General features: G+C 62.6%; 18 protein-coding genes, 1 tRNA gene and 2 pseudogenes. 18 read left to right on the top strand and 3 right to left on the bottom strand.

The features are described from left to right. Positions 1-124 precede the first annotated feature (124 nt). From ACSKB8_RS13075 to copD, 9 genes and pseudogenes are all read left to right on the top strand, one after another. A complete protein-coding gene (locus tag ACSKB8_RS13075; protein WP_438104512.1) occupies positions 125-619 on the top strand; it encodes a hypothetical protein in 495 nt (164 codons plus the stop codon). A 306-nt stretch (positions 620-925) separates the two neighbouring features. After that, positions 926-1,567 (top strand): annotated as a pseudogene (locus tag ACSKB8_RS13070) (thermonuclease family protein); the annotation flags it as partial. A gap of 741 nt (positions 1,568-2,308) precedes the next feature. Next, entirely contained in the window at positions 2,309-3,211 is a 903-nt protein-coding gene (locus tag ACSKB8_RS13065; protein WP_438104510.1) for a DUF6662 family protein, read from the top strand. 18 nt (positions 3,212-3,229) lie between these two features. Next, complete coding sequence (locus ACSKB8_RS13060; RefSeq protein ID WP_370987904.1) at positions 3,230-3,685, top strand: FMN-binding protein; 456 nt, start codon at positions 3,230-3,232, stop codon at positions 3,683-3,685. A gap of 2 nt (positions 3,686-3,687) precedes the next feature. Beyond that, a complete protein-coding gene (locus ACSKB8_RS13055; protein ID WP_438104508.1) occupies positions 3,688-4,503 on the top strand; it encodes an FAD:protein FMN transferase in 816 nt (271 codons plus the stop codon). Between the two features lie 51 nt (positions 4,504-4,554). Beyond that, positions 4,555-5,010 carry a cytochrome b/b6 domain-containing protein gene (locus tag ACSKB8_RS13050; protein ID WP_438104506.1) on the top strand — a complete coding sequence of 152 codons (456 nt, stop codon included), beginning with the start codon at positions 4,555-4,557 and terminating at the stop codon, positions 5,008-5,010. Between the two features lie 132 nt (positions 5,011-5,142). Continuing rightward, entirely contained in the window at positions 5,143-5,436 is a 294-nt protein-coding gene (locus tag ACSKB8_RS13045; RefSeq protein ID WP_370987901.1) for a hypothetical protein, read from the top strand. A 31-nt stretch (positions 5,437-5,467) separates the two neighbouring features. Continuing rightward, positions 5,468-5,842: a copper homeostasis periplasmic binding protein CopC gene (gene copC, locus ACSKB8_RS13040; RefSeq protein WP_128936731.1), complete on the top strand. Its 375-nt coding sequence runs from the start codon at positions 5,468-5,470 to the stop codon at positions 5,840-5,842. A gap of 2 nt (positions 5,843-5,844) precedes the next feature. Beyond that, positions 5,845-6,756 carry a copper homeostasis membrane protein CopD gene (gene copD, locus ACSKB8_RS13035; RefSeq protein WP_438104503.1) on the top strand — a complete coding sequence of 304 codons (912 nt, stop codon included), beginning with the start codon at positions 5,845-5,847 and terminating at the stop codon, positions 6,754-6,756. A 411-nt stretch (positions 6,757-7,167) separates the two neighbouring features. On the opposite strand, the gene ACSKB8_RS13030 is transcribed toward copD, so the two are convergent. After that, a tRNA-Met gene (locus tag ACSKB8_RS13030) sits at positions 7,168-7,244 on the bottom strand. Between the two features lie 311 nt (positions 7,245-7,555). On the opposite strand from ACSKB8_RS13030, the gene ACSKB8_RS13025 reads away from it, so the two are divergent. After that, positions 7,556-9,025: a coniferyl aldehyde dehydrogenase gene (locus tag ACSKB8_RS13025; protein WP_438104502.1), complete on the top strand. Its 1,470-nt coding sequence runs from the start codon at positions 7,556-7,558 to the stop codon at positions 9,023-9,025. 18 nt (positions 9,026-9,043) lie between these two features. Next, positions 9,044-9,142: pseudogene (locus ACSKB8_RS13020) on the top strand (hypothetical protein); the annotation flags it as partial. Positions 9,143-9,299: 157 nt separating this feature from the next. On the opposite strand, the gene ACSKB8_RS13015 reads toward ACSKB8_RS13020, so the two are convergent. Further along, entirely contained in the window at positions 9,300-10,061 is a 762-nt protein-coding gene (locus ACSKB8_RS13015) for an SDR family oxidoreductase (RefSeq protein WP_438104500.1), read from the bottom strand. Between the two features lie 135 nt (positions 10,062-10,196). On the opposite strand from ACSKB8_RS13015, the gene ACSKB8_RS13010 reads away from it, so the two are divergent. Both ACSKB8_RS13010 and ACSKB8_RS13005 read left to right on the top strand, forming a co-directional pair. After that, positions 10,197-10,709: a CvpA family protein gene (locus ACSKB8_RS13010; protein ID WP_438104499.1), complete on the top strand. Its 513-nt coding sequence runs from the start codon at positions 10,197-10,199 to the stop codon at positions 10,707-10,709. A gap of 124 nt (positions 10,710-10,833) precedes the next feature. Continuing rightward, positions 10,834-11,616: an SDR family oxidoreductase gene (locus ACSKB8_RS13005; protein ID WP_438104497.1), complete on the top strand. Its 783-nt coding sequence runs from the start codon at positions 10,834-10,836 to the stop codon at positions 11,614-11,616. A gap of 196 nt (positions 11,617-11,812) precedes the next feature. Here ACSKB8_RS13005 and ACSKB8_RS13000 read toward each other — a convergent pair whose 3' ends face one another. Beyond that, the gene (locus tag ACSKB8_RS13000) at positions 11,813-12,289 is read right to left on the bottom strand and encodes a DUF3775 domain-containing protein (protein WP_438104495.1); all 477 of its coding nucleotides are present in this window, start codon (positions 12,287-12,289) and stop codon (positions 11,813-11,815) included. 125 nt (positions 12,290-12,414) lie between these two features. Here ACSKB8_RS13000 and ACSKB8_RS12995 point away from each other — a divergent pair, with 125 nt between their 5' ends. The 5 genes from ACSKB8_RS12995 (at position 12,415) to ACSKB8_RS12975 (ending at position 17,346) form a co-directional block, all read left to right on the top strand. Beyond that, positions 12,415-13,263: an MBL fold metallo-hydrolase gene (locus tag ACSKB8_RS12995; RefSeq protein WP_438110516.1), complete on the top strand. Its 849-nt coding sequence runs from the start codon at positions 12,415-12,417 to the stop codon at positions 13,261-13,263. A 240-nt stretch (positions 13,264-13,503) separates the two neighbouring features. Continuing rightward, positions 13,504-14,346, top strand: coding sequence for a fumarylacetoacetate hydrolase family protein (locus ACSKB8_RS12990; protein ID WP_438104493.1), 843 nt, complete (start codon positions 13,504-13,506; stop codon positions 14,344-14,346). A gap of 140 nt (positions 14,347-14,486) precedes the next feature. Beyond that, positions 14,487-15,098, top strand: a complete 612-nt coding sequence (locus ACSKB8_RS12985; protein WP_438104492.1) for a glutathione S-transferase family protein — start codon at positions 14,487-14,489, stop codon at positions 15,096-15,098. Between the two features lie 15 nt (positions 15,099-15,113). Further along, a complete protein-coding gene (locus tag ACSKB8_RS12980) occupies positions 15,114-15,983 on the top strand; it encodes an MBL fold metallo-hydrolase (protein WP_438104490.1) in 870 nt (289 codons plus the stop codon). 214 nt (positions 15,984-16,197) lie between these two features. Beyond that, positions 16,198-17,346 (top strand): alpha/beta fold hydrolase, encoded by a 1,149-nt coding sequence (locus ACSKB8_RS12975; RefSeq protein ID WP_438104489.1) that lies wholly within the window; start codon positions 16,198-16,200, stop codon positions 17,344-17,346. Positions 17,347-17,377 lie beyond the last annotated feature (31 nt).

Genomic DNA, 17,377 nt, shown 5'->3' with positions numbered 1-17,377 from the left:
TTTGCCAGAGTCGATCAGTAATGAAGCAAGAGTTTTTGCTGCGCCAGGGCACCGCTGGAGCGGCGAGTATTGCAGCATCACATAATTTTCGCGGGGCAGCGACGTCATAAACGGGAATGGGGCGATGGGCACTAGAACCTACAACGACAAGCCGTTCAAAGATTTGATGAATGACAATTATTTCCCTCTGGAAAACATGCAGAGGAGCGTGGACCTTCTCAAGGCCTCGCCGGACATCCACCTGCCGACCCTTGAGTACGGCCAGTACCATTTGATCCTGACGCCGGCCGGCAGATGGCCGGAGGGGAGCGCAGCGTATTGGCACAAGGAGAAAGGCCGGGCCCGCGTCGATCTCAGTACCCAGCCGAACTGCACGCCGCTGTCCAACGACGAGCCCGGCGTCATCCCTCTGACCCGATGCGATCTGCTCGATGCCAGCGTCCGGAAATGCTTCAATTCCGAGCCGCCGATCCCGATGAAGACCGACATCATCACCCACGCGGCCAGCGACGCCTATGCCCACCGACACGAGATTTGGCTGGAGTGGGAATACGGCAATGGCGAGGACAAGGCTCCGACGCTGCTCTATCTGACGATGGTCTGTCCGTACAGATCGTGATCTTCAGAAGCGTTCTTAGTTCAAGAACCCATTGCCGCCCCCGCGCGACAGGCGCGGGCGCGACTTGTTGCGACCGATGCCATCCGCCTAGAGGCTGCCGTCCGTCGCTCTGCCTCTTCGAACTCATCCCCCGCGAGAACCGCGTTGTCAGCCTCGTGTAAGTCGAGAGCTGTCGCCGCGACCGCGTCGCGCCTGTCCCACCTGCCGCCATGGGACTGTCGCACGAAGATGATCTGTTGCTCCTCATTGTGCGCGCGAATCGCTTCCTCAGAAGTCGATGGTCGCGCGCGGTGACAGGAGCGGCCGATGCCCGTTGGACTGCTGGAGGTCGAAGGCACGATCGATGTCGGCCAGTTCTGGCCGGAAGGGCGGTCGGACGCCGACACCACCAAGGTGGTGGTGATCATCGCGCCGGACGCGATCCGCTTCCGCAAGAACGACTCTTCGCCATTCCAGCCGACCCATGTCTTCGAGGGCGCCAAGGTCAAGGGCCGGACCGCAACGGCGCCGATCAGGAACGGCAAGCTCACCGTCCGCCTGCAGGGCATCGACGCGCCGGAGCTGCACTATCAGCCGTCGCCACTCTCGACCGCCGAGAAGAAGGGGCTGACGGAGGCCAAGAAGCAGGCCTATCACGAGGTCACCCATTCCTACCGGCAATTCCTCGGCGCCACCGCGAGCAAGGCGCTGCATGATTTCCTTGGCAGTGCCGGCGAAGCTACGCTCCCCTGCCGGGTGTTCACCCATGTCGATGCGCCGAACGAGGTATTCGACACCTATGGAAGGCTGGTCGGCGACATCGAGGTGACGGTCGGAGGCGAGACAATCGACATCAACCACTGGCTGGTCGAACAGGGCTTTGCCTATCCGACATTCTACTCCTCGATGAACGAGGAGGAGATCAAGGCTTTCCTCGCGCTCGCCAAGACCGCGCGAACCAAGAAGCTGCTGGTCTGGAAGCATCTCGCCAAGACGATTGGCGCCTTCGACTTCGACCTGCGCGAGCCCAGGGCTGGCGAGACCGCCGTGCTCGCGACCGACAAGGGCCCGGTGATCCCGCCAAAACTCTATCGCCGCTACACCAACTGGTCGGCGCGCAAGAAGGCGAAGGTGACGAGCCGGACCTTCCAGAAGTTTTTGAGCGAAGGCTCCGGCGGCAAGCCCGACACCTGCTACGAGATCGACGACTTCCTGGCCAACGGCGTGCACTCGGCAACGCCACGGAATTTTGCGGAGTTCGTCGAGGGCGGGAAGACGATCAAGTTTCAGCCGGAGGGGCTGGTGTTTGGGGAGGCACCGTCGACGTTGGTGGGGGCGGATGGGAAGGTGGTTACGAAATTCTGAGGCGCAGGAGCCACCAAACAGAAGTGGCCCGCTTCACGCGGCGTCTTGCGAAGACGTCGGCACGTCGTGCCCCCTGACGACAAGTACAACAGATCCGACCCTCGATTAGAATTTGTCAAAACTAGAATCGCTCCAACCAAAAATCGGGAAGAAAGCGCATAGAGAGTAAGCTGTTCTTACTGCTCACTTACTTATTCTTCCCGAAGCCTTGCGAAATGACGCCGAGCATCCCGCGAGTGAAGGCGCTGGACGAGTTTAGATCGATTCCGAGCTGAGGCGTATTGTCACACCTTCGTGTGTCACTGTAGGCCGAGTCCCACAGGCTTTTCTTTGAAGGGGACGACAGTGAAGCGTTTGGTGGGACCGATATGCGCGGCAGCTGTGATGCTGACCGCTTTTCAGGCGCGTGCAGGGGAATCACCGTTCGGCTGGATCTACACCGCCGATGTGCATCCGCAGGGCACGTTTGAATACGAACACAAATCGTTCATGCAGGCCGGGCAGTCGCAGGGGCAGTATTTTTTCATGCAGAACAAGGAGGAGATCGAATACGGCCTCACCAACCAGCTGCAGATTTCCGGCTATTTCAACTGGAGTTATGCCAACGCCTTCCGCAACGGCTTCGACGGGACTACGGGCGGACCGGGCGTGACTCAGTTTCTCGATGCTTCCTTCGACCCGTACTCGCGTTACGAGAAGACGCGCTTCGATTCGGTTTCCTTCGAGGCGATCTACCAGGTTCTCAATCCCGTGACCGATCCGATCGGGCTTGCGCTCTACATCGAGCCGGAGATCGGGCCGAAAGAAAAGGAGCTGGAATGGCGGGTGATCTTGCAGAAGAACTTCCTGGACGATCGCCTTATTGCCGCGATCAATATCATGGGCAAGCATGAGCGCGAGGTCTACGCCGACGGCTCGATCGAAAGAGCTTCGCCGATCGACGTGACCTTCGGCATGTCCTATCTGGTGATGCCGAACTGGATGATCGGCTTCGAGACTCGCATCCACAACGAGTTCACCGGCTACTGGTTCAACAATCCCGAACATTCCGCGTTCTTTGCCGGACCCGTCATCCACTACGGCCAGAAGGAATTCTGGTGGACGCTGGCCTGGCGGCACCAACTGCCGATGGTGATCACCTACAACGAGGACCAGGCATCGGTGGTGAAGCACGGACGCATCTACGGCGACGAGCACGCGCGCGATGAGGTGATGTTCCGCCTCGGCGTGCCGTTCGCTGTGAAATGACGTTTCGAGGCAGGCAGTATGAAGTGGACACCACTCCTCACCGCGCCGGCAGCGATCGTTCTGATCGCGCCGGCTGGCGCCACCGTGTATATGAGTGAACAGCAGGCGATGCAGGCGATCTTTCCCGGCGCATCGTTCTCCCCCGGCGGCAGGGCGGGAGTCTTCCGCGCCTCCTCGGGCGGGATCGTCGTGATCGACCGCGTGCTCGGCAAGCACGAATACATTAAATATGCCGTCGGCATTACCGCCGGCGGCACGGTCAAGCATATCGAAATCCTCGAATACAACGAATCCTATGGCTACGAGGTTCGCGAGGCCTCGTGGCGCTCGCAATTCATAGGCAAGAGCGCGAGCTCGCCGCTGCAGCTCAATATCGATATCAAGAACATCAGCGGCGCGACCTTGTCGTGCAAGCACATTACCGATGGCGTGAGACGTGTTGTCGGGCAGTACCAGAGTTTGAGGGGGCAGTAGCCATGAGGCGCGCACGACCGCTGCTGGGCACGATCGTGGAGATCGAGGTCGACGGCATCGCGCAAGCCGACGCTGAACGAGCGATTGCCCGCGCCTTCGAGGCGGTATTGCTGGTTCAGCGTCTGATGAGCTTCCACGATGCAGGTAGCGACATCGGACGCATCAACCGCACGGCGTTCCGAAAGCCCGTGACAGTCCATCCCTGGACGGCGCGGGTTCTGCGTCACGCGGCAGCGTTTCATGCAGCAAGCAACGGCCTGTTCGACTGCGCGGTCGGCTTCGAGCTGATGCGCCGCGAGTTGCTGCCGTCCAACGACCTCGACCATGTCTGTAAGGGCGACTTCAGCGCAGTCCGCCTGTCGGAAGATCGGTCCGTGCGTCTGGCGGCAGCGGTGGCGATCGACCTTGGCGGAATCGCCAAGGGCTACGCGGTGGATCGCGCCGTCGCCTCGCTTCGCGCTGCGGGCGTCCGATGCGCGACCGTCAACGCCGGCGGCGATCTGCGCGTCATGGGCGAGATCGACCAGCCGATCCATGTGCACGTTCCAGGCCGGGGCTTGCTGCAGGCCGGACTTTTGCGCAACGGCGCCATCGCGACCTCCTCCTCCTTCGCCACTGTCGGCCGGAACGGAGCGCTGGAATCGCCGGACTCCACAACCGACAGACGAGCCTATTCGGTCGTCGCACCAAGCTGCATCGTCGCGGACGCTTTGACAAAGATTCTGGTCCAGAGCGGCGAGCCGCAGCATCCCTGCTTCGGTCGCTTCGGCGCGACGGCTTTCATCAGCGGCGGTGATCTCCAGTCGATGGCGGCCTGATCCATGCGCCTCGGCTTTGTTCAAAAGAGCGCTGTCTGGACCGCAACCGCGGTGGTCGCGCTGACCGGCGCCGCCTGGTTCGTTCTGCACGACCTCATCGACGCCGAGCCCGGTGAATCCGAACGATTGCTATTGATGCTCCACGGCATCTCGGCCTATGCAGTTTTGATCGCAATCGGCTCGCTGCTGCCGTTGCACGTGCGGTCGGGCTGGCACCGGCGCCGCAAGCGATGGACCGGCGGCACCACGCTGGCCATGCTTGCCTTGCTCGCCATGACAGGTCTCGTGCTCTATTACGGGGGCGAACAAACGCGGGAGCCGGCCCGGTGGATCCACATCGCCATCGGGATTGCATGCATGGCGTTGTTTCCTATCCATGCACTCCTTGCGGCAACGGCCAGGCGCAGCGCGGACAGCGCGATATCATCTCGGGATGGCGCGGCGGAGAGCGAGAGTCGCGTCGCATCCGCAACCACTGGCCGACGCACCGAAGCGCTTTCGCAGTGAATTCCATTCGATTTGGAACCCAGAACCCTGTCTCTTTCCCGTCAAACTTGGTTCAGCATTCATTCAAGCGCGAATGCCTATTTTTCCCGGAATAGGTTCCTCGTATCGCCTCTTAGAATCGGGAGAGTTGTCATGAAACTGAAGAGTGCACTTCTGGCCACTGCATTTTCCTTTACGGCACTTTCCACAGTACCGGCGCTTGCCCATGACGAGTGGTACAATGGACACCGCGCATTTCATGACGAGCTAGGCGAAGCCCATGAACGGGCCCACGAGGAAGGGTTTGAGAGCCGTGCCGAGCATCGCGCCTATCACCGCGCCCTCCGTGACTTGCACGGGGGCTATCATGAGGATCGCGGCGACTACAGCTATTATCGGCCACGCTACAATTATTACTATCCCAATTACCGCAGTTGGGGATGGTAGCCACGTAGCTTCGAGGCGAGGAGAATGAAATATGCGCGCTAGACTTTTAGCCATCAGCGCGGGCATCGGCCTCGCCCTTGCTGCGACCGAAGCAATGGCTCATCCTAAGCTCACATCCTCTGCTCCACCGTCGGATGGCATAGAGCGCGCCGCGCCCACGACCAAGGAAATCCGCCTGAACTTCTCGGAAGGAGTTATTGCCAAATTTTCAGGCCTGGAGTTGCGGGACGAGAGTGGCAAGTCGATTGCTACAGGTACCCCGGCGGTCGACCTGAAGGACAAGAAGCAGCTTGTGGTGCCTCTCGATGCGCCATTGCCGGCGGGTAAGTACCGGGTGATATGGCACGCGGTCTCTGAGGACACCCATCGCGTCAAGGGCGAATACACCTTCACTATCGGCAACTAGTCGTGGAGCTATGGCTCGTCCTCGTCCGCTTCGTGCATTACGCGACGTCCCTCGTCCTATTTGGCTTAGTGCTGTTTCCTTTCTACGCCTATCCGCGAGCGGCAAGTCGCGACGGGGGCACCAGCGGGCTGGCAATCTCGCTGTCGGTTTCACTTCTCATCCTTGCCAGCGGCATTTTGTGGTTCATCGGCGTGACGATCAGCATGACTGGAGGGGGCGCGAATTGGGAAACGGCCCGGTTCGTGCTGACGGATACGTCCTTTGGAGCCGTCGCATTCCTGCGTCTCGGAGCGGCGATTGCGGCGATAGGTACTACCCTTACATTGCTCGTGAGAGGTCCGTCGAAGAAGCTTGAGCTGCTCCTCCTCGCAATATGCGCAATTCTGCTGGGCAGTTTGGCGGGCGTCGGGCACACGCAAATCGAAGATAGCGAAGCTAGAGCAGTGCACACCCTGTCGGACTCTCTCCATCTTGTTGGAGCAGGTGCATGGCTTGGCGGACTCGTTGGTTTGCTTGACCTCGTGGTCGCGTCCTTTCGCGGTAACAAAGAAGCCGAGCGCGATGCTTGCGAAGCTGCGTTGCGTTTTTCGGTTATGGGCTATGCCGCCGTCGCTATCTTGGTCGTATCCGGTCTAATCAACTCCTGGTTCCTTGTGGGCTCGTTCACGAACCTGATCACGACAACGTACGGCCAATTGCTTCTGCTAAAGCTTCTACTCTTTTCCGCCATGGTTGCGTTTGCCGGTTTCAATCGCTTCTTCGTCGTCCCCACCCTGCTGGAGTCAAGTACAGCGGACACGAAACGCGGCCTTCGCAAACTCCTGATCAACGCGGTTGCGGAACAGAGCCTTGGTCTAGCTATCATCCTGATCGTTAGCTTTCTGGGCGTCACTGAACCTGCTGCCACCTCATAGCCCTTCACGCACCGACGGCGTATGGCAGGCCCCCGATTCCGAGCGCGAAAGACAATGCACATTTGCTGCAGCACAAGAGTTGATCCCATTGTGAGGGCGCCGCCTTCCGCGATGCATCGGCATCTCGCTCGACCGACTCTTAAATCGATCGTGCGCGGCGGGCTTAGCCATCGTTTTCAAGGAACGGTTTGCCGGCCAAAGTCTGAATTACAGTGAGAGTGCACTTAATTGAGCCTGAGATCGAGATCGCCGCGAAGCCTCACCAAACCGGCCGAGTTCGGCACGGGCTCGTCGCCGCGCTGCTGAACGACCTGAGCGGGAGGTACTGGCCGTTGATGGCGATCGTCCCCAAAACAAAAACGGCCCGCTTCAAGCGGGCCATTTTCATATCGGATCCGGTCAATCCGAATTTGGTTGCGGGGATAGGATTTGAACCTATGACCTTCAGGTTATGAGCCTGACGAGCTACCGGGCTGCTCCACCCCGCGTTAAACACTTGCTTTGCCTTCGCCAAAATGCCGGGGACAGTGAGGTAAGGCCGACGCTGTTCGCGTGGCTTGCTCCGTCCGTCCCAAAGGCTTCCTTGGAAGGCAACCCCGGGCAACGCCCATCGGGTGCGGGGCGTATGTATCAAGGCGGGCTGCCTTTGGAAAGGGCTGCGGGAACGTTTTTTTCGACTTTATGACAGCGGATGGACCGATTTTGGGTCCGTTTGGCATGCACTTGCCAGGAGTTCCGCAAAGGGCCAGCTTGGCCGCAACAAAATCAGGGCCGGACGCCCATTTTAGGGAGGAACGCCATGGACCGTACTTTGGACCCTACCTTGGACCCTGCCTTGGACCAGTCCCTGACAGGCACCCCGCTGCGGGCGCTGCAGGATGCCTTCCATGCCATGGTCGCGCGGTCGCGGGCCGAGCCGGCGCCTGACCTGGCCGAGCGGCTCGACCGGCTGGCGCGGCTGCGCGCGGTGGTCGCGGACAATGAGGAGCGCTTCCGGCAGGCGATCTCGGCCGATTTCGGCCACCGCTCGGCGGTCGAGACCACGATTGCCGAGACCATGCTGGTGTTCTCCGAGATCCGGCATGCCACAAAACACCTGAAGAGCTGGATGACATCACAGCGGGTCGCGACCGCGCTGCAATTCCTGCCCGCGCGCAACCGGCTGATGCCGCAGCCGCTCGGCGTGGTCGGCATCATCGCGCCCTGGAATTATCCGCTGCAGCTCACGCTCGCGCCCGCGATCGGCGCCATCGCCGCCGGCAACCGTGTCATCATCAAGCCGAGCGAGCTCGTGCCGCACTTCTCGGCGCTGCTGAAGGAAACGGTCGGGCGGAGGTTCGATGCCACCGAAGTGCTCGTCACCGGCATCGAGGACGAGATCGCAAAGGGCTTTGCGCACCTGCCGTTCGATCATCTCGTCTTCACCGGCTCGACGCGGGTTGGGCGGCTGGTCGCGGAGGCCGCGGGACGCAATCTGACGCCTATTACGCTCGAGCTCGGCGGCAAGTCGCCGGCGATCATCGACGCCTCGGCCGATCTCAATGAGGCGGCCGAGCGCATCGCCTATGGAAAGCTGCTCAATGCTGGGCAGACCTGCATCGCGCCGGACTATGTGCTGGTGCCGGAGAATTCGGTGCAATCCTTTGCCGAAAAAGTGCGCGCGCAGATGCGGCGCATGTTCGGCACCGATCCCGCCAACAAGGACTACACCTCCGTCATCTCCGACCGACACTATGCGCGGCTCGAAGGCCTCGTCGCGGATGCGGCCCAGCGCGGCGCCAAGCTCCTGCAACCGGCAAGGCCTGACGATCCCAACTGGAAGGCCCACCGCAAATTCCCGCCGACGCTGATCCTCAGTGCGACCGAAGCGATGGCGGTGATGCAGGAGGAGATCTTTGGGCCCGTGCTGCCGGTGCTGGGCTATCGCGATCCGGACGACGCCATCGCCTTCGTCAACGCCCGCGACCGGCCGCTGGCGCTGTACTGGTTCGGCAAGGACAGCAACGCGCGCGACGAGGTGCTGTCACGCACCATCTCCGGCGGCGTCACAATCAACGACTGCCTGTTCCACTTCACGCAAATCAACCAGCCGATGGGCGGCGTCGGCGCATCCGGCACCGGCGCCTATCACGGCGAGTGGGGCTTTCGCACCTTCAGCAAGCTGAAGCCGGTGTTCTATCGCTCCAAGTTCAACCGCCTCGCCGACCTCGATCCGCCCTATGGCGGCAAGATCGCGCGGCTGGAGAAGTTGATGCGCTTCATGTCGTAGGGGCTGCAAGCACCGTCATTGCGCGCCGTCGACGCCTCGATCATGCCGACGCTGATCGGCGGCAACACCAACGCGCCGACCATCGTGATCGCGGAGAAGGCGACGGAGATGCGGTAGCTCTTCTCCCTCTCCCCGTTCTTACGGGGAGAGGGTTGGGCGAGGGGCCTCGATCCGCGAACTCGGTGAGAGACGGACTCGCGGAGGCTCCCCCTCACCCGGAATTTGCTGCGCAATTCCGGCCTCTCCCCGCACGCGGGGAGAGGCGAAGACGCGCTCAATTCAGCAAGAACCCGCCGTCCACGGTGACCACACTGCCCGTCATGTAGCGCGAGGCGTTCGACGCCAGCAGCAGGATCGCGCCGTCGAGATCGGATTCGGCGCCGACGCGGCGCTGCGGGATGCGTTTGGCCAGGCGCTCGCCTGCCGGCGTCGACCAGAAGGCGTGGTTCATCTCGGTGTCGATATAGCCGGGCGCGAGCGCGTTGATGCGGATGTTCTGCCCCGCGAGCTCCAGCGCCATCGCCCTGGTCGCCTGGATGATGCCGGCCTTGGAGATCGCGTAGGGCGACACTGCCTTAAGCACGCCGGTGCCGAGCACGGAGGCGATGTTGACGATATTGCCCGACTGCTTGCGCGCGATCATGCGCCGCGCCACTTCCGTCGCGAGGAAATAGGCGCCCTTCAGATTGGCGCCGATCACGGCATCCCAATCGGCCTCGGTCTGCTCGGTCGCGAGTTTCTCGATGGCGATGCCGGCATTGTTGATCAGCACGGTGACGGGCCCGAGCGCGGCTTCCACCGCATCGACCGCCCTGGCGATCGACGCGGTGTCGGTGACGTCGAGCGCGACGGCGGCGGCGCGGCCGCCCTTGCCGCGGATTTCTTCTTCCAGGCTTTTCAGCTTGTCGGTCTGCCGCGCCGCGAGCGCGACGGATGCGCCATGGGCCGCCAGCACCCGGGCAAATTGCCGCCCCAGCCCCTGGCTCGCGCCGGTTACGAGGATGGTTTCTTTACTGACGTCGAACAGGTCTGACATGACGATTTCCTTGGGCGTGATCGCTGAGCTTTTGCAGCCATCAATACAGACGATTTTAGCGATCTGAAACCGGAATGATCGGTTCGGCGTTCATTCGTTCCAGCGCGGCAACGTTCCCCGAGGTGAGCTCGCAGCATGAACAGTTTCGATCTTGTGGTCTATGCGGCACTCGCCATCGCGGTCGGCCTCGGATTCAGGACCGGGCTGCTGCGCAGCGCCATGACCATCCTCGCCTATCTCCTCGCCGCGCCGATGGCGGTGGCGTTGATGCCGCTGATCGCGCCGCAGATCGCAGCCAATCCGAATTCGCCGCTGCTCCAGAACTGGATCTGGTTCTTCGCCATCTTCGTGGTGGTCGGCATGCTGCTCGGGCATATCGGCCGTGTCGCGCTGAACGACACCATCGGCGAGGCCGGCATCGGCGACCGGCTCGGCGGCGCTGCGCTCGGCGCCATCAGGGTCGGCCTCGTCGCCATCACGCTGGTAGCGGTGTTCGACCAGATCGTGCCGGCCAACCGCGAGCCGCCGTTCCTCGCCGGCTCGCATCTGCGGCCGTTGTTCTCGACGGTGGGGCGGATGGGATTCAAATCGCTGCCGCCGGAAGCGGCTGCCGCGATCGACCGGCTCAAGCAGGAGCGGCGCATCTAGGGCGCATTTGCATCGCCGCAGCGCGCGCCATGCATTTTGAAGCGAGCCCGTCCCTTATCAGCGACATCGATGTTGGCTAGAGTGGCCGCATCCAAAACCTGCCTGACATTACGGGAGTGAAACAGTGGATCTTGGGATCAAAGGTCGCCGCGCCATCGTCTGCGCATCCAGCAAGGGCCTCGGGCGCGCCTGCGCCATCTCGCTGGCGGAGGCCGGCGTTCACGTCACGCTGACTGCGCGCGGTGCCGAAGCTCTGAAGAAGACCGCCGACGATATCCGCAAGGCCTATCCTGACGTGACCGTCACCGAGATCGTCGGCGACATTACGACGCCGGCGGGCCGCGAGGCCGTGCTGAAGGCCTGCCCCGAGCCTGATATCCTGATCAACAATGCCGGCGGCCCGCCGCCCGGCGATTTCCGCAACTGGACCCGTGACGATTGGATCAAGGCGATCGACGCCAATATGCTGACGCCGATCGAGCTGATCAAGGCGACGGTGGACGGCATGATGGCGCGCAAGTTCGGCCGCATCGTCAACATCACCTCGGCCGCGGTGAAGGCGCCGATCGACATCCTCGGCCTCTCCAACGGTGCACGCGCCGGCCTCACCGGCTTCATCGCCGGCCTGTCGCGCAAGACCGTGATCAACAACGTCACCATCAACGGCCTGTTGCCTGGCCCGTTCGAAACCGATCGTCTTACCGGCACCGCCAAGGCCGAGGCCGACAAGCGCGGCGTCACGCCGGAGCAGATCCTTGCCGACCGTGCCAAGCTCAACCCTGCGGGCCGCTTCGGCCAGCCCGACGAGTTCGGCTATGCCTGCGCCTTCCTCTGCGGCGCCAAGGCAGGCTTCATCACCGGGCAGAACATCTTGCTCGATGGCGGCGCGTTCCCGGGAACGCTGTAGTCGCGATTGCAGGTGTACTCCCTCGCCCCGTTCTTACGGGGAGAGGGTTGGGGTGAGGGGCTCTCTCCGCCAAGCACGGTGAGAGTTGGACTCGCGGAGACTCCCCCTCACCCGGATTGCATCTTCAGTGCAATCCGGCCTCTCCCCGCAAGCGGGGAGAGGCGAAGAGACCCGCAAGCTGGCTAGTGAAGCAAACTCACCGCTGCTTCGTCGCTTCGTCCTCGTCGCGCTCGCTGGGATCGGAGGAATCGGCGGTGAGACGCTCATTGGCCCAGTCGATACCGAATTCGTCGAGTCCGGCAGCGAGCAGATCGCCCAGCATGGGCTCGCCGAGCAGATAGTGCACCGTTTCACGGCGCGGGCTGCCATACGCGCCCCGCGCCTCCACGGCGCGCGCGCGCAAATCGTCCCAATCATCGATGGTGCCGTCGCCGCGACCGAGCCAGGTCAGCGCGACGAGATCGATCTGCTCGTCCTCGTTCAAGACGATCATGAAGCTGCCGAGCTCGTGGCCGACCGGATCGGATCCGTTGTCCTCGAGGACGCCGATCGAGTCGTCATCGCTCGGGTTCGAGCCGGAATCCGGATCGGAAGCCGCCTCCTTGACGTCGAATTCGCGCGCCTTCTCGATGATGAAGGCGACCTTGTCCGCGGAAATCGCAAGCTCTGGCATGGCTCCTCTCCGGCTTCTTTCCGGTTCCTCGCGATAACGCCACATCACCTCAGATGATCCATTGCGCTTGATGGCGGAAAGTGCGCATGTTCCAACGCAAGAGCAAGAACACGGGGATGCGCCGGATGCAGTGGAAGGTCGGCAAGGTCAGGATCACGAAATTCGTCGAAATGGAGACGGTGGGCTCGACCCGCTTCATCCTGCCGGCAGCGACCAACGACGAAATCCGCAAACTGCCCTGGCTGATCCCGCAGTTCGCCACCGAAGAAGGCCGGCTGAAGATGTCGATCCACTCGCTTGTGGTGGAGACGCCTTCGCGCCGGATCGTGGTCGACACCGGCCTTGGCAACGACAAGCAGGGCCGCGGCGTCCCGACCTGGAACAACCGCAGCACGCCGTTTCTGGAGACCATGACCGCGGCGGGTTTTCCGCCTGACAGCATTGACACCGTGCTGTGCACGCATCTTCACGTCGACCATGTCGGCTGGAACACGAGGCTGGTCGACGGCCGATGGGTGCCGACCTTTCCGAAGGCGCGCTACGTCTTCGGCAGGACCGAATATGAGTACTGGCGCGATTACACGGCCGAGCCGGATAAGGTTGCGGTGTTCAACGATTCCGTGAAGCCGGTCGTCGATGCTGACCAGGCCGAGCTGATCCCGAGCGACCACCGGCTCTGCGAGGAAATCAAGCTGATCCCAACCCCGGGCCACAGTCCCGGGCACATGAGCGTCCTGATCGAGTCCGGTGGCGAGCAGGGGCTTCTGACCGGCGACGTTGCCCATCATCCCTGCCAGATGGCGCATCTCGACTGGTGCTCGGTCGTCGATTCCGATCCCGCTCAATCGGCGGCGACCCGGCACGAGATGTTCTCGCGTTTTGCCGACACGCCGACGCTGGTGATCGGCGGGCATTATTCGGCGGGGCATATCAAGCGGGCGGGAGACGCGTTCAGATTTGTGGCTTTAGGTTGATCTCCGTGTCCCGGACGCGGTGCAGCGTGCAACGCTGCCCCGCTGAGCCGGGACCCAGAATGTCGCGGTTTGGGTCCCGGCTCTGCGCCACACCGCTTCGCGCTGCGTCGCGTCCGGGACACGAAACTCCCACTGAATCCAGAGGGCTGCAATGCGCCGCGCCGTAGGCGGTTGAATTTCCCGCCGCCCTGTTCCATGAAGCTGTTCAACCGATCGGTCCATTCCCAGGGAGAAACGAGAATGAAGCTTGTTCGTTACGGCGAGAAGGGTGCGGAAAAGCCCGGCCTGATCGATAGATCCGGCCAGTTGCGCGACCTGTCGGCGCATGTGAAGGACCTGACCGGTGAGGCCTATTCGCCAGAGTCCCTGAAGAAACTGGCAGGCCTTGACCCCGCCTCGCTGCCCGCCGTGTCGGGCAAGCCGCGGTTCGGCGCACCGGTCACCGGCATTTCGAAATTCGTCGCCATCGGCCTCAATTACAGCGACCACGCCAAGGAGACCGGCGCTGCGATCCCGAGCGAGCCGATCATCTTCATGAAGGCGAACACCTCGCTGTCCGGCCCGAACGACGCGGTCGAGAAGCCGCGCGGCTCGACCAAGCTCGACTGGGAGGTCGAGATTGCCGCGATCATCGGCACCCGTGCCAGATATGTCTCGGAAGCCGACGCGCTGAACTACGTCGCCGGCTATTGCGTCTGCAACGACGTCTCCGAGCGCAACTTCCAGACCGAGCGCCTGGGCCAGTGGACTAAGGGCAAGTCGCACGACACGTTCGGCCCGCTCGGGCCGTGGCTCGCCACCAAGGACGAGATCAAGGACGTGCAGGACCTGTCGATGTGGCTCGACGTCAACGGCCAGCGCCGCCAGACCGGCTCGACCAAGACCATGATCTTCTCCATGGCGAAATGCGTCTCCTACGTCTCGCAGTTCATGACGCTCCTGCCCGGCGACATCATCACCACCGGCACCCCGCCCGGCGTCGGTCTCGGCATGAAGCCGCCCACCTTCCTCAATGTCGGCGACGTCGTCACGCTCGGCATCGAAGGTCTCGGCGAGCAGCGCCAGGAGATCATCGCGGCGTAAGCTGCGACGACAGCTGTTGCCACACCGTCATTGCGAGGAGCGAAGCGACGAAGCAATCCAGACTATTTCCCCGGAGACAGCCTGGATTGCTTCGCTCGCAATGACGAAAACAACTGCCGGATATTCGTCAAGGTACTCCCATGAAACTCACCTTCTCCCCCGCCTCGCCCTTCGCCCGCAAGGTGCGCATCGCCGCGATCGAGCTCGGGCTGATCGACAAGATCGAGCTCGTGCCCGCAACCGTCGCGCCGGGCACGGCCAACGAGGACTATTCACGCATCACGCCGCTGAAGAAGCTGCCGGTGCTGATCACCAATGACGGCGACGTGATTTTGGACTCCTACGTCATCGTCGAATATCTCAATGAGATTGCCGGTGGCAGCCTGATCCCCGGCTACGGTCCGCGGCGCTGGAAGGCCAAGACCAACCACTCGCTGATCAACGGCATGCTCGATTCCATGCTGCTGTGCCGCTACGAGAAAATGGTGCGGCCGCAGGGCCTGCAATGGCAGGCCTGGTCGGACGACCATTGGAACAGGGCTTGGACCGGCATGGCGCGCTTCGAGAACATGCCGGAGGTGCTGAACGGCCCGTTGGACATCTCGCAGATCGGCCTCGTTTGCGTGCTCGGCTATGCCGACTTCCGCTTCGCCGATTGCGGCTGGCGCAAGGCTTATCCGAAGCTCGACGCCTTCCATCAGAAGATGCTGGAGCGGCCCTCCGTGAAGATCTCGGTGCCGCCTCCAGCGTAAATCGCAGGAGCTCTCATGAGCCTCAAATACTCGGTCAGCGATCTCACCATCCATCGCGTCATCGAGCAGGAAGCCCCCTTCTTCTCGGCGCTGGAGTTCATTCCGGGACTGACAGCGGAGGTGCTGGCCGAGAACCGGGCCTGGATGCGGCAGGCCAAGGCACTGGACGAGCAGGACACGCTGATCCTGTGCTTCCAGTCCTACGTGGTGAAGACGCCGCATCACACCATCCTGATCGACAGCTGCATCGGCAACGACAAGCCGCGGCCGCAGCGACCGAAATGGCACTTGAAGACCGACGACACTTATTTGCGCGGCCTCCACGCCGCCGGGGTTTCGGTCAATGACATCGACTTCGTGATGTGCACGCATCTGCATGCCGATCACGTCGGCTGGAACACCCGGCTCGAGAACGGCCGCTGGGTGCCGACCTTCCCCAAGGCGCGCTATGTCTTCGCCAAGCGGGAGTTCGACTACTGGACCGAGAACAATGCGAAGGCGGAGGTCCCGCCCTTTGCCGACAGCGTGTTGCCGGTGGTGGAGGCGGGGCGTCACGAACTCGTCAGCGGCGACCATCAGATCGGCGATCACATCCGCATCCTGCCGACGCCCGGCCACACGCCGGGCCATGTCGCCTTCACCATCGGACGCGGCAAGGACGATGCGGTGTTCTCCGGCGATCTCATTCACTCGCCGCTGCAGGCGCTCTATCCGGAGCTGTCGATGAAGTTCGACGTCGATCAGGCCACAGCGGCGAAAACGCGCCGCAGCTTCCTGGAGCGCTATTGCGACACCGACACGCTGTGCTGCACCGCGCATTTCCCCTCGCCGTCGGTCGGGAAGATCAAGCGCAAGGGCAGCGGATTCGTCTGCGCGGCGGTTTGATCTAGGACGGCTCGCGCTGCGAACTCCATCCTCCCCTGGAGGGGGAGGATCGGTTCGCATGGAGCGAAGCGGAATGCGAACCGAGGTGGGGTGACGGTCTATCCTCGTTGAACACTGCCCGTGGGGAGAGATCACCCCACCCCGCTCGCGCTGCGCGCGATCGACCCTCCCCCTCCAGGGGAGGGTAAGAGCTCCCGCCCTCACGGAGGAAACGATGATAACGCTCCCCGACATCCCCCTTCCCGCCAGCATCCGCACGCGTTACGTCGACGGCATCAACGGCTTGCGCGTGCATGTGCTGGAAGCCGGCTTCGAGACCAAGGGCCGCCCCAGCATCCTCCTGCTGCACGGCTTTCCCGAGCTGGCCTTCTCGTGGCGCAAGGTGATGCCGGCGCTCGCCGCCGCCGGCTATCACGTGATCGCGCCGGACCAGCGCGGCTATGGGCGCACGACGGGATGGAGCGCCGAGTACGACGACGATCTCGCGCCCTTCTCGCTCTTCAACCTGGTGCGTGATGCGCTCGCCTTGGTGTCGGCTTTCGGCTACCGGCAGGTTGATGTGGTCGGACATGATTTCGGCAGCCCGGTGGCGGCCTGGTGCGCGCTGATCCGGCCCGACGTGTTTCGCTCAGTGACGATGATGAGCGCGCCGTTCGGCGGACCGCCGCCGCTGCCCTTCAACACAGCCGACACGCCGGCAAAGCCTGCGGCCGAAGACGCAGTGCATCGCGAGCTTGCCGCGCTGCCGCGCCCGCGAAAACACTATCAATGGTACTATTCGACACGCGCGGCCAACGGCGACATGCACCGCGCGCCCCAGGGCGTGCACGATTTCCTACGCGCCTACTATCATCACAAGAGCGCGGACTGGACCGGCAACAAGCCGCACCCGCTGGAATCGTGGTCGGCGAACGAACTGGCGAAGCTGCCGACCTATTACGTGATGGACCTGAATGAGACCATGCCGGAGACGGTCGCGAAAGAGATGCCGTCGCCGGCCGCGATCGCCGCCAATCAATGGCTGCCCGACCGCGAGCTCGCCTATTACGCCGCCGAATATGGCCGCACCGGATTCCAGGGTGGGCTGCAATGGTATCGCTGCGGCACGTCGGGCGCTTTCAATCACGAACTGCAACTGTTCTCTGGCCGCAGCATCGACGTGCCCTCCTGCTTCATCTCCGGCAAGCAGGACTGGGGCACCTATCAGCGCCCCGGCGTGTTCGAGGCGAAGCAGGCGCGCGCGTGCACAAAGATGCTCGGCTGCCATCTCGTCGATGGCGCCGGCCATTGGGTGCAGCAGGAGCAGCCGGCCGAAGTCAGCCGGTTGCTGCTGGATTTCCTCGCGAAGGCCGGCACCGGCTGATTTGACCGGGGAACCGCGGCGTCCTATATAG

This window comes from Bradyrhizobium sp. BR 1432 (assembly GCF_051547705.1).
Classification (GTDB): Bacteria; Pseudomonadota; Alphaproteobacteria; order Rhizobiales; family Xanthobacteraceae; genus Bradyrhizobium; species Bradyrhizobium zhanjiangense.
Note: the sequence above shows the minus strand (reverse complement) of the source record. Positions and strands in the feature narration are given on the sequence as shown.

Excerpts from the sequence above, each read along its gene's own strand:
- ACSKB8_RS13075 (WP_438104512.1), top strand. The coding sequence starts at position 125 with ATGGGCACTAGAACCTACAACGACAAGCCGTTCAAAGATTTGATGAAT.
- ACSKB8_RS13060 (WP_370987904.1), top strand. The coding sequence starts at position 3,230 with ATGAAGTGGACACCACTCCTCACCGCGCCGGCAGCGATCGTTCTGATC.
- ACSKB8_RS13055 (WP_438104508.1), top strand. The coding sequence starts at position 3,688 with ATGAGGCGCGCACGACCGCTGCTGGGCACGATCGTGGAGATCGAGGTC.
- ACSKB8_RS13045 (WP_370987901.1), top strand. The coding sequence starts at position 5,143 with ATGAAACTGAAGAGTGCACTTCTGGCCACTGCATTTTCCTTTACGGCA.
- copC (WP_128936731.1), top strand. The coding sequence starts at position 5,468 with ATGCGCGCTAGACTTTTAGCCATCAGCGCGGGCATCGGCCTCGCCCTT.
- ACSKB8_RS13025 (WP_438104502.1), top strand. The coding sequence starts at position 7,556 with ATGGACCGTACTTTGGACCCTACCTTGGACCCTGCCTTGGACCAGTCC.
- ACSKB8_RS13015 (WP_438104500.1), bottom strand. The coding sequence starts at position 10,061 with ATGTCAGACCTGTTCGACGTCAGTAAAGAAACCATCCTCGTAACCGGC.
- ACSKB8_RS13010 (WP_438104499.1), top strand. The coding sequence starts at position 10,197 with ATGAACAGTTTCGATCTTGTGGTCTATGCGGCACTCGCCATCGCGGTC.
- ACSKB8_RS13000 (WP_438104495.1), bottom strand. The coding sequence starts at position 12,289 with ATGCCAGAGCTTGCGATTTCCGCGGACAAGGTCGCCTTCATCATCGAG.
- ACSKB8_RS12995 (WP_438110516.1), top strand. The coding sequence starts at position 12,415 with ATGCAGTGGAAGGTCGGCAAGGTCAGGATCACGAAATTCGTCGAAATG.
- ACSKB8_RS12990 (WP_438104493.1), top strand. The coding sequence starts at position 13,504 with ATGAAGCTTGTTCGTTACGGCGAGAAGGGTGCGGAAAAGCCCGGCCTG.
- ACSKB8_RS12985 (WP_438104492.1), top strand. The coding sequence starts at position 14,487 with ATGAAACTCACCTTCTCCCCCGCCTCGCCCTTCGCCCGCAAGGTGCGC.
- ACSKB8_RS12980 (WP_438104490.1), top strand. The coding sequence starts at position 15,114 with ATGAGCCTCAAATACTCGGTCAGCGATCTCACCATCCATCGCGTCATC.
- ACSKB8_RS12975 (WP_438104489.1), top strand. The coding sequence starts at position 16,198 with ATGATAACGCTCCCCGACATCCCCCTTCCCGCCAGCATCCGCACGCGT.